The following is a 17,454-nucleotide window of genomic DNA, read 5'->3' on the forward strand; positions in this document are numbered from 1 at the left end:
TCAGGATTTCAAGCCTTCACACTGGAGTTACGCATGAGAAAAACAATATTGACCTTCGGACTGATCTCCGGCGCCATTTCCTCGCTCCTGATGGCACTCACCGTGCCTTTTGAACACCAGATCGGCTTTGACAATGGCTTAGTCGTCGGCTACACCATCATCGTCCTCTCATTCCTACTCGTGTACTTCGGCATCCGCTCGTACCGCGACAATCCCGGCAACGGGCAGATCACGTTCACCAAGGCGTTCACGGTGGGAATCTCGATTACACTGATCTCCTGCATTTGTTATGTCGTTACGTGGGAGATTATTTACTTCAACTTCCTCCCTGACTTCATGGACAAATACAACGCCCATATAATCGAGAACCTCAAGGCAGCGGGCACGAGCCCAGCAACCCTCCAGGCTAAGATTCAAGAGCTCCAGAAATCCAAGGAGATGTACAACAATCCTTTCATTAACGCAGCCATGACGTTCATCGAGCCCTTCCCAGTTGGACTGGTTATCACGCTCATCTCCGCGGGGATGTTAAGAAAAAGGCAAGCACCAGCCGAGCGGTCTCCACTACCAGCAGCGTATTGAACTTCTGAGGTGGGGTGGCGTGTGCGGGCGCTATGCGGAGAGCGTGCTAACGCGTTCGTCAGCGATCGCGACCTTGACTTCATCTCGCGGGAGAACGGGGCAACCGCAAACTTGCGCGATAAGAACTTAGGGCGAACGGTCATGCTATATTCGCCCTAAATGCCCTTTTCTTTTGATTTCCAAACTCGTTCGGCGCTAATCGCCTTTCTCTTGCTCCTGGCGGCAGCTTCCAGTCTCGCGCAACAACCGCAGGCCGCCTCGACGCTGCAGCAGATCACCAGTGAACTGGAGCCGTCGAACGGCGTTTGGACCGCGCAACAAATTGCGGCAATGGGCCGTCTTCGCGATGCTGCGCTCCGGGATGCTTACGCCACTACCGAGCTCCAGCACCTGACTGACAACATCGGTCCGCGATTGAGCGGGTCGCCGCAGGCCCAGCAGGCGGTCGAGTATGTAGCTGCCGAGATGCGCGCGCTTGGCGCGGAAGTTCAGATGGAAAAGACGACTGTTCCTCATTGGGTACGCGGCGTCGAGACCGGGCAGCTAGTCTCGTGGCCTGGCATGGGGCCGGACGCGACGCAGAAGATCGTTCTTACTGCGCTCGGCGGCAGCGTTGCCACGCCCGCGGAGGGCTTGACCGCTGAGGTGATTGTCGTTGATTCACTCAAGGATCTGAACGCGCTCAGCCCAGACGCTGTCAAAGGCAAGATCCTGCTGTTTAACGAGCACTTTGACAAGCGTCTAGCCGCACAGGGACTAGGATTTGAAGCCTACGGGCAGGCAGTTGCCTACAGAGCGGGCGCGCCGGCGCTCGGCGCGTCGCGTGGCGCGGCGGCCGTCCTGGTTCGTTCGGTAGGCGGGGCGGAGTATCGCCTTCCGCACACAGGAATGACAGAGTACGACCCGCAGCTGACCAAGATTCCCGCCGCTTCAGTGACCGCCGAAGATGCTGACCTGCTGGTGCACCTCACCAGCCAGGGCCACGTTCGGATGAAGCTGACGTTGACCCCTCAAACGCTTCCCCGCGCCGACAGCTACAACGTCATTGCCGATTGGAAAGGGTCTGAGCATCCCGAACAAGTCGTGATCGTCTCCGGCCATTTGGACTCCTGGGACCTGGGAACAGGAGCTATCGACGATGGCGCTGGAGTTGCAGTTGCGATGCAAGCAATCCATCTGCTCTCCCAGTCAGGCATTCATCCCCGGCGGACGATCCGGTTTGTCGCTTGGATGGCCGAAGAAGAAGGCTCCGACGGGGCACAAACCTACCTGGCCGAGCACTCCGGTGACATTGCCAACCATGTTGGTGCGATTGAATCGGATTCCGGAGCGGGTCATCCCACGGGAATTTACCTGGCCGGCAAGCCTGAGCTACAAGCCTGGCTGCACCCAATCTCGCAGGTCCTCGAGCCGATCGGCGCGACCCAGCTTGTTATCTCCAAGGAGACCGGCGCGGACATCTCGGGGCTCACCGACAAGGGGGTTCCCAGCTTCGCTCCCCTGCAGGACGGCCGCTTCTACTTTAATTATCACCATACCGCGGCCGACACCTTCGATAAGATCGATGCTCATGAACTTAACGAAAATTCGGCCGTGATGACGGTCCTGGCCTACGCGCTGGCGGATTCACCTCAACCTGCGCCGCGGTAGGGCGATCGACGCCAAGTCCCGACCGATCTTTTGGACACCCACTCATCTGTGTGGGGCTGCCGTAACTGGGTACCGGTACTTCTAACTTGAAGTAAGTCAGCTGCTTATCTCCACATACGTCGAGTAAGTCTTCTCGCCTACCTCGGTAAACGGGACAAAGGTCGCTCGTTCGCCTGCCGCTTCAACCATCCATTTGGAAGGCCCTATGGAGCGGGCCGACAAGAGCTGCTGCCGCGACAGTATACTCGTCGAAACCTCAATCGGAAAAAGCACCAGCGGCCCGCGAAGCAGAGCCACAGTCCCGGGATGCTTCGCGTCGATCGCCTCGAGCCGAAATGCCATGGGCAGACGCAGGACGATCTCGTCACCAGTCTTCCACTTGTGCTCTATCCTGAGAAACTGCCCGTTCACGATTGGACCCTGCAGTGGCCGTCCATTGATCGTTGCGGACGGGCCCTCGGCCCAGCTTGGAATCCGTAGCAGCAACGCGAACTTCTCTGCTCGAGACACAGATAATGTCAGCCGTACCGAATCGTCGAGCGGGTAATTCCCTTCCTGCACCAGGGAGAAGTCCTTTCCCTCGGACTTCCATCGAAGTGTCGACGGAAGATACAAGTTCACATAGACGTCACGGCCATTGCGAAAGTAAGTGTTGATCCGGTAATCTGCCGCAACCTGCGGTAGAGTTCCCGAGCAGCATGGCCAGCGGTGTTTGGAGTACACCCGGCTGCCCTGGGAATTGTAGTCGGCATAATAGAAGGCGTGACCGTCCGCCTGAAGCGGCTTCGCTCCCAGTACGGTGTTGTACATGACCCTTTCCATGCTGTCGCCATATCGCGAATCGCGAGTCACACGCAATAGGTAGCGGCTCAGTTTGAAGTGCGCATACGAGCCGCAGGGAGCCTCGAAGCTATTGTGGGACTTAGAAAGACTGGCGAAGAGCGCCTCGCTCTCAGGCCCACGAAGTAGTTCGTCGGGACCCCAACCTCCCGTAACGTAGCTCTGCGCAGCCAGCATGTCGAAGCCATTTCTCGCCGCAAGCAGATGCTTCTCGCTACCCATGGTGAGATAGGCCTGCATCGCCGAACTCAGCGCATTGACGTAGCTATAGGCATGTTTTCCCTCCAGGACATTCACCCCGCGGGAAAGCGGATCGAAGTAGCCGTCGTCCATCAGGTACTTGCCAGCCAACTCACGATATTGGGATCCCGCGCCGCGCTTATACGCGAGGAACAAATTTTCCGGCAGCGTGTAGGACTCGTCCCAGGTATAGGAGACATCTCTTCCCGGCTGCCAGACGCTTTCCCGTGGAACCGCCTTAGCCGGCAGATGCGCCATAGCCAGAGCAGTGGTTCGATCGAGGATTGAAAAGGCTTCGGAATCATCAACTAACTCATGGGAGTCGATCAGGCCGATCACGATCTTGTCATAGCTGTAGGCGGGGAACCGGCTCAGTTCGAAGTACTTTGCGGAAATCGCTTCGGCATACAGCTGGTTGAGCCCTCGCACCCTTTGGCGTATCTCAGGCGATCTCGTGATCGCATACGATCTTGAAAGGGCCGAGATCCACTGGCCGAAGGCATGTCCCGGGGCGAATCCGGCATCATCCGTCTTATAGTTGAAACTCGACCGGTACGAATACCATCCGCCCAGGTCGAGCCCGGGAGCACTCTTACCGGCCATCTCGCGGAATGGCTTCAAGAGCGCGTCATCGCTGATGCCCATCAGGATGTCATAGGTCTCAGCTCGTTGGTTCTCCTGAAGGCCGGGCGCCATTGAGACGTCCCAATATCCAAATTCGGTAAGCGGCGATTCTGGAGTTGCCAGGCCAAAAAAGGACTGGGGCGCCGCTGCTCCTGCGGCGAGGACGGATCCAGTTCGAAGGAATGCTCTTCGCGAGATCATGCGGGAAGCGGCCACACCCTCAGATTACAACTTAGTAGGAAAGAAGTCGCATGCTGGTAAAGACCTGGGCCGGGGTTAGTTTCCCAGTCCCACTCAGTCAGGAGTACAATTCCGCCCGGTGGCGAAAATTCGTTTCGGGCGCGGGGATTTTCCGATTCCAGCCGACCTTCTCAAGTTGCGGACTGCGGCGACGATCTGATCCCTAGATCCGAATACCTAGAGTCACCCTGAGATATTCACCTACTCAGGCGAGGAGGCGATCATGACGCTTCGCCAGCATCTCTTCCGCTGTTGTTGCAGCAGCGTAGCCGTTGTACTTGCATTTATCACCCTGCCGACTGCTCCCTGTCAGTCGCCCTCAATGGTATCGCACTTCGCTCCGCCCCCTCAGCTAGACATCCAGAAGCAGAGTTCGTCAGAACTGGAGGGCGACCTGCTTGCCGCTCGCCAACGATATCTGGACGCCATCGAAGCCTATCGGAAGGCTTCCCCAGACTCAGCGACGGTGATCAACAAAATCGGCGTCGCCTACCATCACATGTTCGATATTACGGATGCCCGCAAGTACTATCAGCGGGCGATCGAGCTGAACCCGCATTATGCCGAGGCGTGGAACAATCTTGGCGCTACCTATCACGCGGAGAAGAAATACAAAGAGGCGCAGCGATGCTATCGCAAGGCCATCAAACTCAATCCGAACTCACCCTTGTTTTACAGCAACCTCGGGACCGCATACTTCTTTCAGGGAAACTCAAAGAAAGGAGCAGAGGCTTATCGCCAGGCCTTCGCTCTGGATCCTGAAGTCTTCGAGCGGAGCAGCGCCGCCAGGATTGAGGAAAGCAGCTCAACCAAGGACTTAGCAATGGTCAATTACGTCCTGGCGAAAACCTATGCGAAAGCCGGCATGAACGAGCGGGCTCTGAGTTATCTTCGGAAAGCCCTGGGAGAAGGCTTCAACGACCGCAAGAAACTGATGACCGATAGCGAGTTAGCGTCGCTGCGGGAGACGCCGGAATTCATTCAGCTAATTGCGAGAGAACGGAACCCTTAGTAAACGCGAGACAGGCCAGTACATAGGCCAGTACATGGCAATGAGCACTGGCCTGTCTTGTAAAAGGTCCAACATTTCAGATGTCGCAGAGACAATTCTCGCGTCCACAGTAAGAACAGCAACTGCAGAGTGATGCACCCAAGGCGTTAAGGCAAGAGGAGGATCCTCCGGCGATGGAAGGGATCACCAGTACCTCATCGCCATCCTGAAACGAATACTTCTCGTTCCCTAGAAACCGGATGTCTTCGTCGTTCACATAAAAGTTGATAAACCGTCTTAATTGACCGTCGCTATCGCGAAGATGCTGTTTGAGCGCTGGGAAACTGACTTCAATCTCTTCGATCAGTTGGGGGAGATTAGCCGCCTTCGACTCGATTTCCTTGGCGCCATTCGTGTGCTTCTGAAATGCATTTGGCAGTAAAACTCTAACGGACATACTCTCCTCCAACTAATTCGCCCGACACCATATCGTCAACGACAATCCCGCGCACCTCATGCTGAGCGACAAACTCCTCAAAGTCAGCCATTCGCGGACGAATTGTGCGCTCTGCTTCATATTTGCCGGCTAGTGCGTCGGTGGTCTTCAAGCCGTTCCCGGTAATGCAGGAAACCGTTACATCGTCGGGCGAAATTCGGCCATGAGCATAGAGCCGGGCAGTTACTGCGGTGGTGACTCCGCCAGCCGTCTCGGTAAAGACGCCCTCGGTTTCCGCCAATTCTTGAATGGCGGAGACGATCTCGACATCGGAGACATCTTCCGCCCATCCGCCGCTGTCCCTGATCGCGCGCGCCGCGTAGGGCCCGTCAGCCGGATTGCCGATGGCGAGCGACCGCGCAATGGTATTGGGGCGCTGGGGCTCGATGATGTCACTGCCAGCCTTGACGGCGGTCGAGATAGGCGAACATCCGGTGGCCTGCGCGCCAAAGAAGCGCACCTGCTTCTCCGCAACTAACCCGAGTTCGACCAATTCCTTAAATGCCTTGCGAATCTTGGTGATCAGCGAGCCTCCCGCCATCGGCACGACGACATTGTCCGGTAGTCTCCAGCCAAGCTGTTCGGCGATCTCGTAACCGACGGTCTTTGATCCTTCGGCGTAGTAGGGCCGGAGATTGACATTCACGAATCCCCAATGGAAACGCTCAGCAATTTGCGAACTAAGACGGTTCACATGGTCATAATTTCCTTCAACTCTTACCAGGGTTGCGCCGTAGACCTGGGTGTTGAGGATCTTTGCCGGCTCGAGGTCGGCTGGGACGAGGATGTAGGTCTTGAATCCCATTCGCACGGCTTGAGCGGCGACGGCATTTGCCAGGTTGCCGGTCGAGGAGCAGCCTACCGTGTCGAAGCCAAAGATCTTCGCGTTCGCTAACGCCACCGACACTACCCGGTCTTTGAAGCTCAGCGTCGGCAGGCACACCGCGTCGTTCTTGATGAACAGGTTCTTGGCGCCGATTCGCTTTGCCAACCGCGGCGCTTCGAGGAGCGGAGTCCAACCTGCGGGAGTGGGAGCAGCGTAGTCTTCAGGTACGGGGAGCAGCGATTGATAGCGCCACATGCTCGCAGGACCTCCTGCGATCGACTCCCGCGTAAACGTCCGCTTGGCAGCGTCCATGTCATATACGACTTCCAGCGGCGAAAAACATTCGTCGCAGCTCGACAGCGGGTCGTTCTTGAACCGTTTGCCGCAGTCTCGACAACGCAACTCGTAAGCAACAGCCATGTCACCCTCGATATCCGAGAGCGCCAATAGACGGGCATTCGTGACGAACTCAACACGTCAAACACAAACTGGAAATAGCGAGATGCGATCTAACCTAGCACTACAGTTAGGCACCCCGAATCTCATGTTCCCCACAATTGGGAGAGAGTTGACACCGCTTCCTGAATTGCTCAGACCGGTTGTCGTGGCGTCACAGGGCCCGTCCCTCAGCCACTCTTCATGAAATTCAGGCCCGCTCACAAGGAGCAAACTTGAATGATTAAGGTTTAGCACAATCCCACTCTAAAACTCAAGTGCTGCCGCAACAGCCAACTGCCCCGGCAGAGCCGAAGACAACGCTGAGTTGATTCGAGGAGAACAGAAGTAGAGTCACCGGGCTCCGAAGACCGAGTCCGCACGTCTTCCCAGAGAAAACTCGCAGTACCTGCATTTCCGAGACATGCCTGATCTGCGCTGCTGCTCTAAACTGCGGCGCTTGCTGTCAGCGCGCTCACCTGGATCTCGCCATGACAGACGTTGATGGGGTGGTTGATGGTGAAAACCCCAGAGACATTGGGAGGAAGATCCGCGGAAGCCGTTCCATCACCTGGTGTAGGAATCTGGGGCATAGAGATGACGATTCTTGAGGCCAGCGGACACTGCTCCCCGCTCGACCACCCAATTTCGAATGTTCCTTGGGCCGCGGGAGGGAGGACAACATCTACTGGAACCTTTTTCGCAGCAGCGTCTTGAGTAGGCGCAGATATCGTCGCGCTGAGGCTGGATTCACCGGTTTGCCGGACGACAATTTGAGCGATTGAAGCTCCACTCTCGTCGACCAGCCCAATCGTCGGATAACCCTCTATCCGACAGGCAGTTGTCCCGGTATTCTTCACGGCCAGGATGACGATGCGTTGGTCGTCGTTCATCCGGGCTGCGGACTCGTACACTTGCAGAATCGAAGGCCGACATGGCGAAGCAGCAGCCTCGATCTCGGACGGGATTCCTCTGGCTTGAGACTTGGTCCGGTCGATGAGCGTAAATGGCGCGTTTGGGTCGGACACGCCACGAATATGGGCCTGCCCCTCACCACCCAGGGCGGGGGCGTTAGCGGCGGATCGTCCTCGTACGGCATTCTGTGCGCAGCCACCCACCAGCAGCGATGCTATCGCGACCGTCAAGGTACAGCGATAATGGCGGCGAATCCTGATACCGGCCAAGAAATCCACCTAAAGGCACATTGACTTGGATTCCTATGAGCGGTTTGAGGTTGCGCGCAGGAGGGCCATTCGCAGGAGAAATCCGCCTACTGGTCTGAAAGCGTCCAAGGCGACTGCCGGAACCGAAGAAACCCTCTATCTAGGGGTTCCATCCTCTACTCGAAAAGCTAACCTGAACTAGATTGCGTGATCTGTCCGCAGGGAGGCATAGAGTGCAAGGGCTCTTCTCCAGCTTCCTTGAAGGTTGGCCTGCTGTAGGCTTGATCCTTATGCGCTTAGCAGTCGCATTCGGCGCAATGATTCAGGGTTTTGGCTCGCTTACCGATCCCCGCTCCCAAATGGTGGGTTGGGCGATTGGAATAACGGAGATCATCACCGGTATGGGCCTCCTAGTCGGCTTCTTGACTCCGCTTGCAAGCGCCTCGGCAGCCATTGGCAACCTTGTACTGGGCGTCTCATGGATCTTCGCCTCCAACCCCTACGGCCGTGACAAGGCGATCCATGCCATCGATCTCGTGGCGATGTCCGTTGCCCTGATCTTGCTTGGACCAGGATCTTTCTCGCTTGACGCTCGTCTCTTCGGGCGTCGCGAAATCATAATCCCGGGCATCTCTCCACGGCGGACAAGATGACGGCTGGCGTCTGCCCATTTTCTCCGCCACCGCGCGGATTTGGCCTGTGCTCCCCTCGGCCTGTGCTCCCCTCGGCCTGTGCTCCCCTCAATAGTGGTATGCCATAGACCTCCTTCCGTATGAACTGAATTACCTCACTTTCGGGGAGGCGAAAGTCGTCCGATTCCTTCATAGTTTCTTCACTGCAAATGCGTGTGCAACCCACTTCCAGAACTCAGTGCAGGGGGAAAAATCTTATGTCGACAACAAAGGTCTCGATTTCAGGCAACGTTGTCAGTCATGCCGAGCGCGAATTAGCGGCATTCCTAGCGGCGGTGACGGAAGTTGTCGGCCCAACTGGTCTCGGTGCTGCGAGCAACGTCTGGATTCAGACAATGCAGGAACTCGATTGTTCGCAGGAGAGCCTGGGGAAGTTTTTCCGGCAAGTGACTATTCGGGCTTCCGCGCGTCTCGCTCGGAATTGTCAGCGTGAAACGAGGTTCGCTCTGGCAGGGGGCGAGAGAATGCAGCATCTGCCCCTAACCGCCAAGGCCGTGGAGCGATTCCTAGCAACCGAATCCGCCTGACAATTTGCATCTACCAATGCTGCGATTGCTGAATTCATTAGGTTTACCGAATGGTCACGCCCGCATGGCATCCATAGCCCCTCCATCCTTCGCCCCTCCCTAGACTCGCTCATAGATATCCCTTCTCCTCTTTCCCATTCATTACCCGTTCAGTTGGCGTGGCTTGTGATGTTGCGTTCCTTGCACACCTTGAGGGGAGAGCATGCGTCCCTTGCTGTAACCCATTGATCCAGAGCGGCTTGCCTGAAAGGCCTTCTATTTGCCAGGCGTAAAGAATGTCTATCCACTTCAGAAATCGGGCGCTATTGAACCATTACTGAATCCTGTCGACATCTATTGCATCAGATAAGTTGACAGCAAGTGACTCAAGTGCGAAGCTAGCAAAGAACGAAGCAGCGCCGGGCACTTAGTGATTTTGAGGAGCGGATCAGACATGGCAAAGGTAATAGGAATTGATTTGGGAACGACCAACTCAGTCGTGGCAGTAATGGAAGGCGGAGAGCCGAAAGTAATTCCGAATGAAGAAGGTGGCCGGACTACGCCGTCGGTTGTCGGGTTTACGAAGAGCGGCGAACGGCTGGTTGGCCAGGTTGCCAAGCGTCAGGCGATCACCAATCCGGAGAATACAATTTATTCGGTGAAGCGGTTCATGGGACGCCGGTTCAACGAGGTTTCCGATGAATTGAAGATGGTCCCGTATAAGGTCAAAGCGTCTGGTGACAACGTCGTGATCGTTGCCCAGGGCAAGGAGTACACCCCGCCCGAGATTTCAGCGATGATCCTGCAGAAGCTGAAAAAGGCTGCGGAGGACTATCTCGGTACCGGGGTCACTGAAGCCGTGATCACGGTCCCTGCCTACTTCAACGACGCACAGCGCCAGGCGACGAAAGATGCGGGTAAGATCGCTGGCTTGGACGTCAAGCGCATTGTGAACGAGCCGACCGCGGCCGCGCTTGCCTATGGCCTGGACAAAAAGAAGGACGAAACGATCGCTGTTTACGACTTCGGCGGCGGTACGTTCGACGTATCGATCTTGGAAGTCGGCGATGGCGTCATTGAAGTGAAATCGACCAACGGCGATACCCACCTCGGCGGCGACAACCTTGACCAGAGGATTGTCGATTGGCTGATCGATGAGTTCAAGAAGGACGAAGCTCTCGACCTGCGCGCCAAGGGTAATGAGATGGCCCTGCAGAGGCTGCGCGATGCTGCGGAGCGCGCGAAGATCGAGTTGTCGACGGCGCAAGAGACGGAGATTAACCTGCCGTTCATCACTGCCGATGCGACCGGCCCGAAGCACCTGGTGAAGAAGCTCACCCGCGCCAAGCTAGAGCAGTTGGTGGAGGACATCATTCAGCGTTCGATCGAGCCTTGCAAGAAGGCCATGGCCGATGCTGGGGTGGACGCGAGCAAGATCGACGAAGTCGTGCTGGTTGGCGGCCAAACCAGAATGCCGCGAATCCAGAAGCTTGTTCAAGACTTGTTCGGCAAAGAGCCGCACAAGGGCGTGAACCCGGATGAAGTTGTGGCAATCGGGGCGGCGATCCAGGCTGGCGTTTTGGCCGGCGAAGTGAAGGACCTGCTGTTGCTCGACGTGACCCCACTGACGCTATCGATCGAAACGCTGGGCGGAGTGGCGACCCCGATGATCCCGCGGAACACCACGATTCCGACCAAAAAGACGGAGACGTTCTCGACCGCGGCCGATAGTCAGACCGAGGTAGAAGTCCACGTCCTGCAGGGCGAACGCCCGATGGCAAGCCAGAACCGCACGCTAGGCAAGTTCAAGCTGGGGGGCATCCCGCCAGCACAGCGCGGGGTACCTCAGATTGAGGTCACGTTTGACATCGATGCCAACGGCATCCTTAATGTGACGGCCAAAGACAATGCGACCGGTAAAGATCAGAAGATCACGATTACTTCCTCTTCAGGTTTAAGCAAGGATGAGATCGACCGGATGGCCAAGGAAGCAGATGCCCACGCAAGCGAGGACAAGGAGAAGCGCGAGGAAATTGAAGCGCGGAACGGCCTCGATAATATGGTCTACAACATTGAGAAGATGTTGAAGGAGAGCGGCGATAAGGTATCTGGAAGCGATAAGAGCGATGTGGAGACGGCGCTAGCCGCAGCCAAGAAGACGCTCGAAGGCACCCCGACTTCGGCGGAGTTGAATGCCGCCAGAGAAAAGCTGACCGAGACCTCGCACAAACTGGCAGAGGCCATGTACAAGGCGAATGCATCGGGTGGATCTGCTCCGACCGATGGAGCTTCGAGCAGTGCCGGAACCACGGAGACAGCGGAGAAGAAAGATGAAGGAGTCATCGACGCTGAATACGTGGACGTTGAGGACAAGAAGTAACTAACCAATAGTTTCTGGTTACGTCAAAACGGGACTAGCTGTAAGTCTGCGGGGCGCGCGATAAACAACTTCTGTGCGCCCCGCGCCGTTTCTATGACAAAGGAGATTTATGATGACCGACACCATGTGGAAGTGCGAGCAGTTGAGGGCGGGTACGGTTTACAACCGGATCCTCTTCAACACACGGCAAGAGGCGGAGCAGTTTGCTCAGCAGATGGGCAAAGTCGAGCCTGACCTATTTTGGAATATTGAGGCGGTTCCTGCCAAAGCAGTCTGGAACTGACTTCTCTGATCGAAAATATTGGCCTGATTGACGTTCTCTGCCAGCGCGAACGCAGTGCGGGATGAACGATCATAGAGCGGCGCGGAAAAGAAATACTGTTATCCCGCGCATAAGTAACACCAATCATTCATAGATACTGAAGACACGATGCCCACAACACCACAACAGAAGGACTACTACGCGACCCTTGGAGTAAAGCGAACTGCGACTTCTGACGAGATTCGCAAGGCGTTTCGCAAGTTGGCCCGAAAGTATCATCCCGATGTCAATCCGAACAATAAAAAGGCTGAAGAGAAGTTCAAGGAGATCTCCGAGGCGAACGATGTTTTGAGCGATGAGAAGAAGCGGAAGATCTTCGACCAGTTCGGCTTCTACTCGGATAACATCGACCCTGCAGCGGCTGAGGCGGCCGCGCGGGGTGGCTATACCTCTGGCGGGACTCCTCGACCACGGGCCGGCACACAAGAAGTCCCCTTTGACTTCGGAGGGTTTGATTTCTCCGATTTCCAGACTCAGGCCGCCGGCCGAGGCAGTAGCGGAGCCGCGACCGAGGAGAGTTCGTCCTGGGGAGGCTTCCGCGACATCTTCTCCGGGATTTTCTCCCAAGGACAGAAGCAGCGTGGCCCTCAGGCGGGAACGGACCTGGAATACAAGGTGACGGTGGATTTCTGGACGGCCGTCCGCGGCGGCACGACCCGTTTGCAGATTCAGCGCCAGGAGGTCTGTCCAACCTGCAAAGGCAAGGCCTCCATGGGTTCAGCGCAAGTTTGCCCGGAATGCGGAGGGAGTGGTCAGGTCACGCAGATGGGCGGCCAGATGAAGTTCAATATTCAATGCCCTCGTTGCGGGGGGACCGGAAAATTGCAGTCGACCTGTTCCACGTGTCAGGGACAAGGAACGGTGGCTCGCTCCGAGACAATCGACTTTCGTATTAAGCCAGGGACTAGGGACGGCCAACGTATTCGTCTGGCTGGTAAAGGGAACGCAGGTACGAATGGCGGCGCTCCGGGCGACCTCTACCTGATCATTGAGGCGGGAAGCCATCCCGTCTTCGAACGTTCCGGAGACAACATTCTTGTCTCCATTCCAGTTGCCATCAATGAAGCGGCGCTGGGGGCCAAGATCGAGGTGCCGACCATTGATGGCCGGGCGCAATTGAAAATACCACCGGGAACGCAGAGCGGACAGAAGTTGCGCATGCGCGAACGCGGAGTTCCGTCGGCTGCGAATGAAGGTGTCCGCGGCGACCAGATTGTCACCGTCGAGATCGTGGTCCCGCAATTGAAGGATGAGCGATCAAAAGAGATCCTGCGCGAATTAGCAAAGCTGAATCCGGAGGATCCCCGGGCGTCGATATGGGAAAAAGTCTAGATGTCCTGGCACGGAGATGGTTTATGGTTTCCAAGGGACGGCTTCCGAAAGGAACTGAGCGGACCAGGTAGTGGTCAGGCGAAATCATGGCAACGAAACGCAAATCAAAGAGCGCGTACATGATCTCGGTCGTGGCCGAGATGTACGATATCCATCCGCAGACGCTACGCCTGTACGAGCGCGAAGGGTTGCTGAAGCCCTCTCGCACGGAAGGTAATACGCGGCTCTACACCGAGGAAGACTTGGAGCGGCTGGAGTTCATCCTGAACCTGTCGCGCGATCTGGGAGTGAACATCGCCGGCATCGCGATCATCCTGCAGATGCGTGAGCGGATGGAAGAGATGAACTGGCAGATGCAGAGTTTCGTCGATTATGTGCGAACCGAGATGCTCGAACGCATGCAGCAAGGTTTCGCTCAGGAATCGGCAATAGTGCCGCTGCGGCGAACGGTCGTCGTAGCGAAGGAGATTGTGCCAAGAGACAGTCCCCGCAATCCGGCTCACGCCCGCAATCCGAGGACGCTTGGCATTCCCGTGGTACCAGGTGAACGCAAACGTTAGCTTATCGCGTCGTAGCTGCGCCTGCGCAATGTCGATGTGACTTGTCGCAGCAATCCAGAAGATCTTTTGATTTCGAGGGCTCTCTAGATTTAGGCTAAAAGCCGACTCCGTTTCCATGCTGCCGTGCTTTCTTTGCATCCTTTGCTAATCCTCACCGCCATCTCGAAGGGGCTCTTCATCATCGCTCTGATTGGGCTGGTGAGTTCCAGTGTCTATGCCGCATTGGTGACGTTAGCGGCTTTCGGCTTCGCGCATCGGCGGCAAAGGCGGCTGCGCCAAAATATATCGTTCTCTCCCGCGCTTAGCCTGCTCAAGCCGCTCCACGGGCGAGAGCCCGACCTCGAGCAGCGATTAGAGGGCTTTTTCCGGCAAGATTATCCCAGCTACGAGATCTTGTTCTGTGCGCGAGAGGGCGACGATTTGGGCCTGCAGGTCGCGCGTCGAGTAGCGCAGAAATATCCGCACATTCCCGTTCAGTTTCTTACTACTGGAGAGCCCGCTTACACCAACGCCAAGGTCTCTTCTCTGGAGTTGATGGCCGACGCCGCTCACGCCGACATCTTGGTGATCAGCGATAGCGATGTGCGGGTGACGCCGGAGTACCTGCGCGAAGTGGCTGCGCCGTTTGCGGACAACAGAATCGGATTAGCTACATGCCTCTATCGAGGTATCGCCGACGGTAAGAGCTTCTGGTCACGCCTGGAAGCGACAGCCATGAGTATTGAAATGGCGGCTGGCGTTCTGGTGGCGGATCGGATCGAAGGTATGCAGTTCGCACTCGGGCCCACGATGGCCGTTCGCCGCGAATGTGTCCAGGAAATTGGCGGATTTGGCACCCTGGGTCGCTACTGTGCCGACGATTTCGTACTTGGAAATCGGATCGCCGCTCGCGGTCACTCAGTTGTGCTCTCCGACCACGTGATCGACCACATTGTGCTGAACGAGGGTTTTTGGCAATCGATGAAGCACCAGGTGCGCTGGATGAAGAGCACCCGCTTTTCGCGTCCAAAAGGACACTTTGGCACCGCCTTGACTTTCAGTGTTCCCTTCGGTTTCTTGATGTGCGTCGCTTGTACTGCCTTGGGCTCGCCGGTCCTTGGCCTCAGCGCCTTGATCTGGAGTATCTCTACTCGTATGTTGCTTGCTGCTGTTGTCGGCAAAACCGTAGTCAAAGAGCGGAGCCTTCTGCGAACCATGCTGCTCTATCCGATCCGCGATTTGATGGGCTTTGGCTTCTGGGCTGTCAGCTATGCGAGCAATCGGATTCTCTGGAGGGGGGAAATCTTCGAATTGCTTCGAGACGGCGTCATGCGCCGGTATCTTCCCGAGGCGAGTGCCGCACGGATCGGGGAAGAGACGCTGCTTCCGCCGCGCGCCTAGCTCTGCGGCCCGGCCCTATTGCACCAAAGGGCGGTCAGTGTAGAGTGTCTTGCCTGCTAATCTCTGTACTTCAATGGCGCGGCTCCCTAGTAGGGATTGCACGTGAAGGTTCCACTCTTCTGGCACAAAGAGGAAGTTTTGCGAACCCCGCCCCCACATTGCGATGAGATCCTCGTCGGTAAGGAAGATGTGCGGTGCGTCGGGATAGTAGGAGCCCCAAATCATAGTGCTGCGGCGTCCGTTTACCAGCAAAGCTGGACGATTCGTGTAGAAGATCACCGAGGAGCCATCCGATTGGTCGCCATAAAGTAGAAGCCGATCCTCGGGCTTCGAGAAATGATTGATGGTTTCGGCAATGGCTTTCGAAGAAAGCAGCGGCTCAAAGCGTACCAGCGCGATGTGGGCGGCGACGAGAAAGACGGCAGCCGTGAACGCGACCGAGGTCGTCGCCTCCAGATGATGACCTCGCTTGCGAAGCAGCCAGGCAATCAGCGGACCTACCAGGAAAGCAAGCATGGCGATGATCGCGGGCTCGCGCAGCGCGGCGAAGGATGCGCCGGTCAGATCGAAGAAGTGCGACATCGACAGGGAGTAGCCAGCAACATCCCGGCGGGCAAGCAATGTGCCGATATCGGGGACGTTCGCAACACTCCTGGAGAGCCATAAGCCATAGGCCAACGCCCCTGCCGCGATCGTTCCGATCAAGGCGAAGATCGCATGGCAGCGGGTGAGCCATGCCTGGGGAGTGCCCGGGTACTCCTCGGCTCGTGCCAACGCGCTCCCCGAGAGCACAAGCAGGGGAAAGTACGCCGGAAAGGTGTAGTACTCCTGGTTAGTCGATAGCGAAAAGAAAATCAGGATGAAGGCTGCATAAAATGCCAGCAGCCAGTTGGTCCGCGCCCGGAACTTGACCTGGGCAACGTGCTGAGCAGGGTCGACGAGGTGGGCCTTCTCAATATAAAAATCAACGGTCTGAGCAGTGTTCGGCTTCAGATCATGCAGCCACTGACTGCGGGTCTGCCAGGCGCGCCGCAGCAAGACCGGAAGAAAAATGCTCCATGGAGCCAGCCATACGAGATGCAAAGACCAGTAAAGATAGCCGGGCAGCTTGTTATAGTCATGCGGATAACGGGAGCCAAGAAACCGCAACCAGTGTTCATTAATGAAGTAGAAGTAGAAAAAGCCATGCACGTTCCCTTGCGTGGGAATGTTGCCGATCGGATGTCCCTGATCCGGATTGCGCAACCCCGCAAGGATGTGCCAAGGTGCAGCGATCAACAGGAAGAGCAGCACACCGGTCAGCGGCCGCAGCTCCCGCCAGCGACGCCAGGCACCGGTGAGAATCAAATAAGGGATGGCAGCTGCGGCAAAGAAAACGGGGGTGACCAACCCCTTGGTTAGCACTCCGAGCGCGAGCGCTGCCCACATCCAATAAATTCGGATGGAACTTCGATCTTCCGTTCCAGTGATCAGACAGTAAAGTGCCAGCGCGGTAAAAAAACTGAGCAGTGCTTCCGGAATATACACCCGGGTGAAGAGGAACGCTCCGATACAAGTGAGAAGGCCGAGGGCCGAGTAGAACGCAGCACGATCGCCAAAGGCTCGCCGCGCCCAGAACCAAGCAAGAACCGCGCATCCAAGCATGCCCAACGCCATCGGCAGGTGAGTGGCAAAGACGTTGTAGCCGAAGAGATGGTAGAAGATTGCGACCGTCCAGTAGGGGAGTGGCGCCTTTTCAAGGTAGCGAATGCCATCGATCTGGAAGGTTACCCAATCGCCTGACAGGGCGATGTGCCGGGCAACCTGGGCATGCGCGGCATCCGCATCGTCAAGCAGCGGAGGAGTAAATAGGGCGGCTACATAGACAGCCAGGAAGACGGCCACGAGCAGAATCCAAGCCTTCTGGGCCGATAGCTGGGGCTCTCTTTCGCCGGCAGGAGAGGCAGTTGCCGTGCGGTACACAGCTAGCCGTCCGTTGGTGAGGTGCTTGGGAGTCCGGATGTTCATCGCGAATAGGGTCAAGAGCAGAATAGCAGCCCGGGAATCATGGATTCTCTTGGATTGCGATTGACCTAAACAAGGCAAGGGCCTACGGCGACGCGAAACTGCCAAAGCCTATTAGAATCGGCGGAACCGCCTTCGCACCTTCTCATGTCCCTGTCCGCTAGCGAACAACAGGCTGCGGAATTGGACAT

At 56.7% G+C, this 17,454-nt stretch carries 15 protein-coding genes and 1 riboswitch; of the genes, 10 read left to right on the top strand and 5 right to left on the bottom strand.

What is annotated here, in order from left to right; all coding sequences use genetic code 11:
* The first annotated feature begins 33 nt into the window (after positions 1-33).
* Positions 34-582 carry a DUF4199 domain-containing protein gene (locus ACPOL_RS04650; protein ID WP_114206023.1) on the top strand — a complete coding sequence of 183 codons (549 nt, stop codon included), beginning with the start codon at positions 34-36 and terminating at the stop codon, positions 580-582.
* A 159-nt stretch (positions 583-741) separates the two neighbouring features.
* Positions 742-2,232 carry a M20/M25/M40 family metallo-hydrolase gene (locus tag ACPOL_RS04655; protein WP_114206024.1) on the top strand — a complete coding sequence of 497 codons (1,491 nt, stop codon included), beginning with the start codon at positions 742-744 and terminating at the stop codon, positions 2,230-2,232.
* Positions 2,233-2,328: 96 nt separating this feature from the next.
* Here ACPOL_RS04655 and ACPOL_RS04660 read toward each other — a convergent pair whose 3' ends face one another.
* Complete coding sequence (locus tag ACPOL_RS04660) at positions 2,329-4,152, bottom strand: beta-L-arabinofuranosidase domain-containing protein (RefSeq protein ID WP_236657239.1); 1,824 nt, start codon at positions 4,150-4,152, stop codon at positions 2,329-2,331.
* A 247-nt stretch (positions 4,153-4,399) separates the two neighbouring features.
* Between ACPOL_RS04660 and ACPOL_RS04665 the strand changes: the two genes are divergently transcribed.
* On the top strand, positions 4,400-5,188 hold the full coding sequence (locus ACPOL_RS04665) for a tetratricopeptide repeat protein (protein ID WP_114206026.1): 789 nt from the start codon (positions 4,400-4,402) through the stop codon (positions 5,186-5,188).
* 76 nt (positions 5,189-5,264) lie between these two features.
* Here the strand turns inward: ACPOL_RS04665 and ACPOL_RS04670 are convergent, their stop codons facing one another.
* From ACPOL_RS04670 to ACPOL_RS04680, 3 genes are all read right to left on the bottom strand, one after another.
* Positions 5,265-5,624, bottom strand: coding sequence for a MoaD/ThiS family protein (locus ACPOL_RS04670; protein WP_114206027.1), 360 nt, complete (start codon positions 5,622-5,624; stop codon positions 5,265-5,267).
* Positions 5,614-6,909: a threonine synthase gene (thrC, locus tag ACPOL_RS04675; RefSeq protein WP_114206028.1), complete on the bottom strand. Its 1,296-nt coding sequence runs from the start codon at positions 6,907-6,909 to the stop codon at positions 5,614-5,616. The genes ACPOL_RS04670 and thrC overlap by 11 nt, the downstream gene beginning before the upstream one ends.
* 119 nt (positions 6,910-7,028) lie before the next feature.
* A riboswitch (SAM riboswitch) is annotated at positions 7,029-7,135 on the bottom strand.
* 235 nt (positions 7,136-7,370) lie between these two features.
* A complete protein-coding gene (locus ACPOL_RS04680) occupies positions 7,371-8,108 on the bottom strand; it encodes a DUF4232 domain-containing protein (RefSeq protein WP_150132910.1) in 738 nt (245 codons plus the stop codon).
* 269 nt (positions 8,109-8,377) lie between these two features.
* On the opposite strand from ACPOL_RS04680, the gene ACPOL_RS04685 reads away from it, so the two are divergent.
* From ACPOL_RS04685 to hpnI, 7 genes are all read left to right on the top strand, one after another.
* Entirely contained in the window at positions 8,378-8,740 is a 363-nt protein-coding gene (locus ACPOL_RS04685; RefSeq protein ID WP_150132911.1) for a DoxX family protein, read from the top strand.
* Positions 8,741-8,976: 236 nt separating this feature from the next.
* On the top strand, positions 8,977-9,306 hold the full coding sequence (locus tag ACPOL_RS04690; RefSeq protein WP_114206031.1) for a hypothetical protein: 330 nt from the start codon (positions 8,977-8,979) through the stop codon (positions 9,304-9,306).
* Positions 9,307-9,739: 433 nt separating this feature from the next.
* Complete coding sequence (gene dnaK, locus ACPOL_RS04695; protein WP_114206032.1) at positions 9,740-11,665, top strand: molecular chaperone DnaK; 1,926 nt, start codon at positions 9,740-9,742, stop codon at positions 11,663-11,665.
* Between the two features lie 109 nt (positions 11,666-11,774).
* Positions 11,775-11,948: a hypothetical protein gene (locus ACPOL_RS33430; RefSeq protein ID WP_161557211.1), complete on the top strand. Its 174-nt coding sequence runs from the start codon at positions 11,775-11,777 to the stop codon at positions 11,946-11,948.
* Between the two features lie 147 nt (positions 11,949-12,095).
* Positions 12,096-13,319, top strand: a complete 1,224-nt coding sequence (locus tag ACPOL_RS04700) for a DnaJ C-terminal domain-containing protein (RefSeq protein ID WP_114206033.1) — start codon at positions 12,096-12,098, stop codon at positions 13,317-13,319.
* 86 nt (positions 13,320-13,405) lie between these two features.
* Positions 13,406-13,879, top strand: coding sequence for a heat shock protein transcriptional repressor HspR (locus ACPOL_RS04705; RefSeq protein ID WP_114206034.1), 474 nt, complete (start codon positions 13,406-13,408; stop codon positions 13,877-13,879).
* 123 nt (positions 13,880-14,002) lie between these two features.
* The gene (hpnI, locus tag ACPOL_RS04710; protein ID WP_414633336.1) at positions 14,003-15,259 is read left to right on the top strand and encodes a bacteriohopanetetrol glucosamine biosynthesis glycosyltransferase HpnI; all 1,257 of its coding nucleotides are present in this window, start codon (positions 14,003-14,005) and stop codon (positions 15,257-15,259) included.
* 15 nt (positions 15,260-15,274) lie between these two features.
* On the opposite strand, the gene ACPOL_RS04715 is transcribed toward hpnI, so the two are convergent.
* On the bottom strand, positions 15,275-17,266 hold the full coding sequence (locus tag ACPOL_RS04715; protein ID WP_114210592.1) for an ArnT family glycosyltransferase: 1,992 nt from the start codon (positions 17,264-17,266) through the stop codon (positions 15,275-15,277).
* Between the last annotated feature and the right edge of the window lie 188 nt (positions 17,267-17,454).

Origin of the sequence: Acidisarcina polymorpha (assembly GCF_003330725.1) — a bacterium.
In the GTDB taxonomy this organism is placed as follows: domain Bacteria; phylum Acidobacteriota; class Terriglobia; order Terriglobales; family Acidobacteriaceae; genus Acidisarcina; species Acidisarcina polymorpha.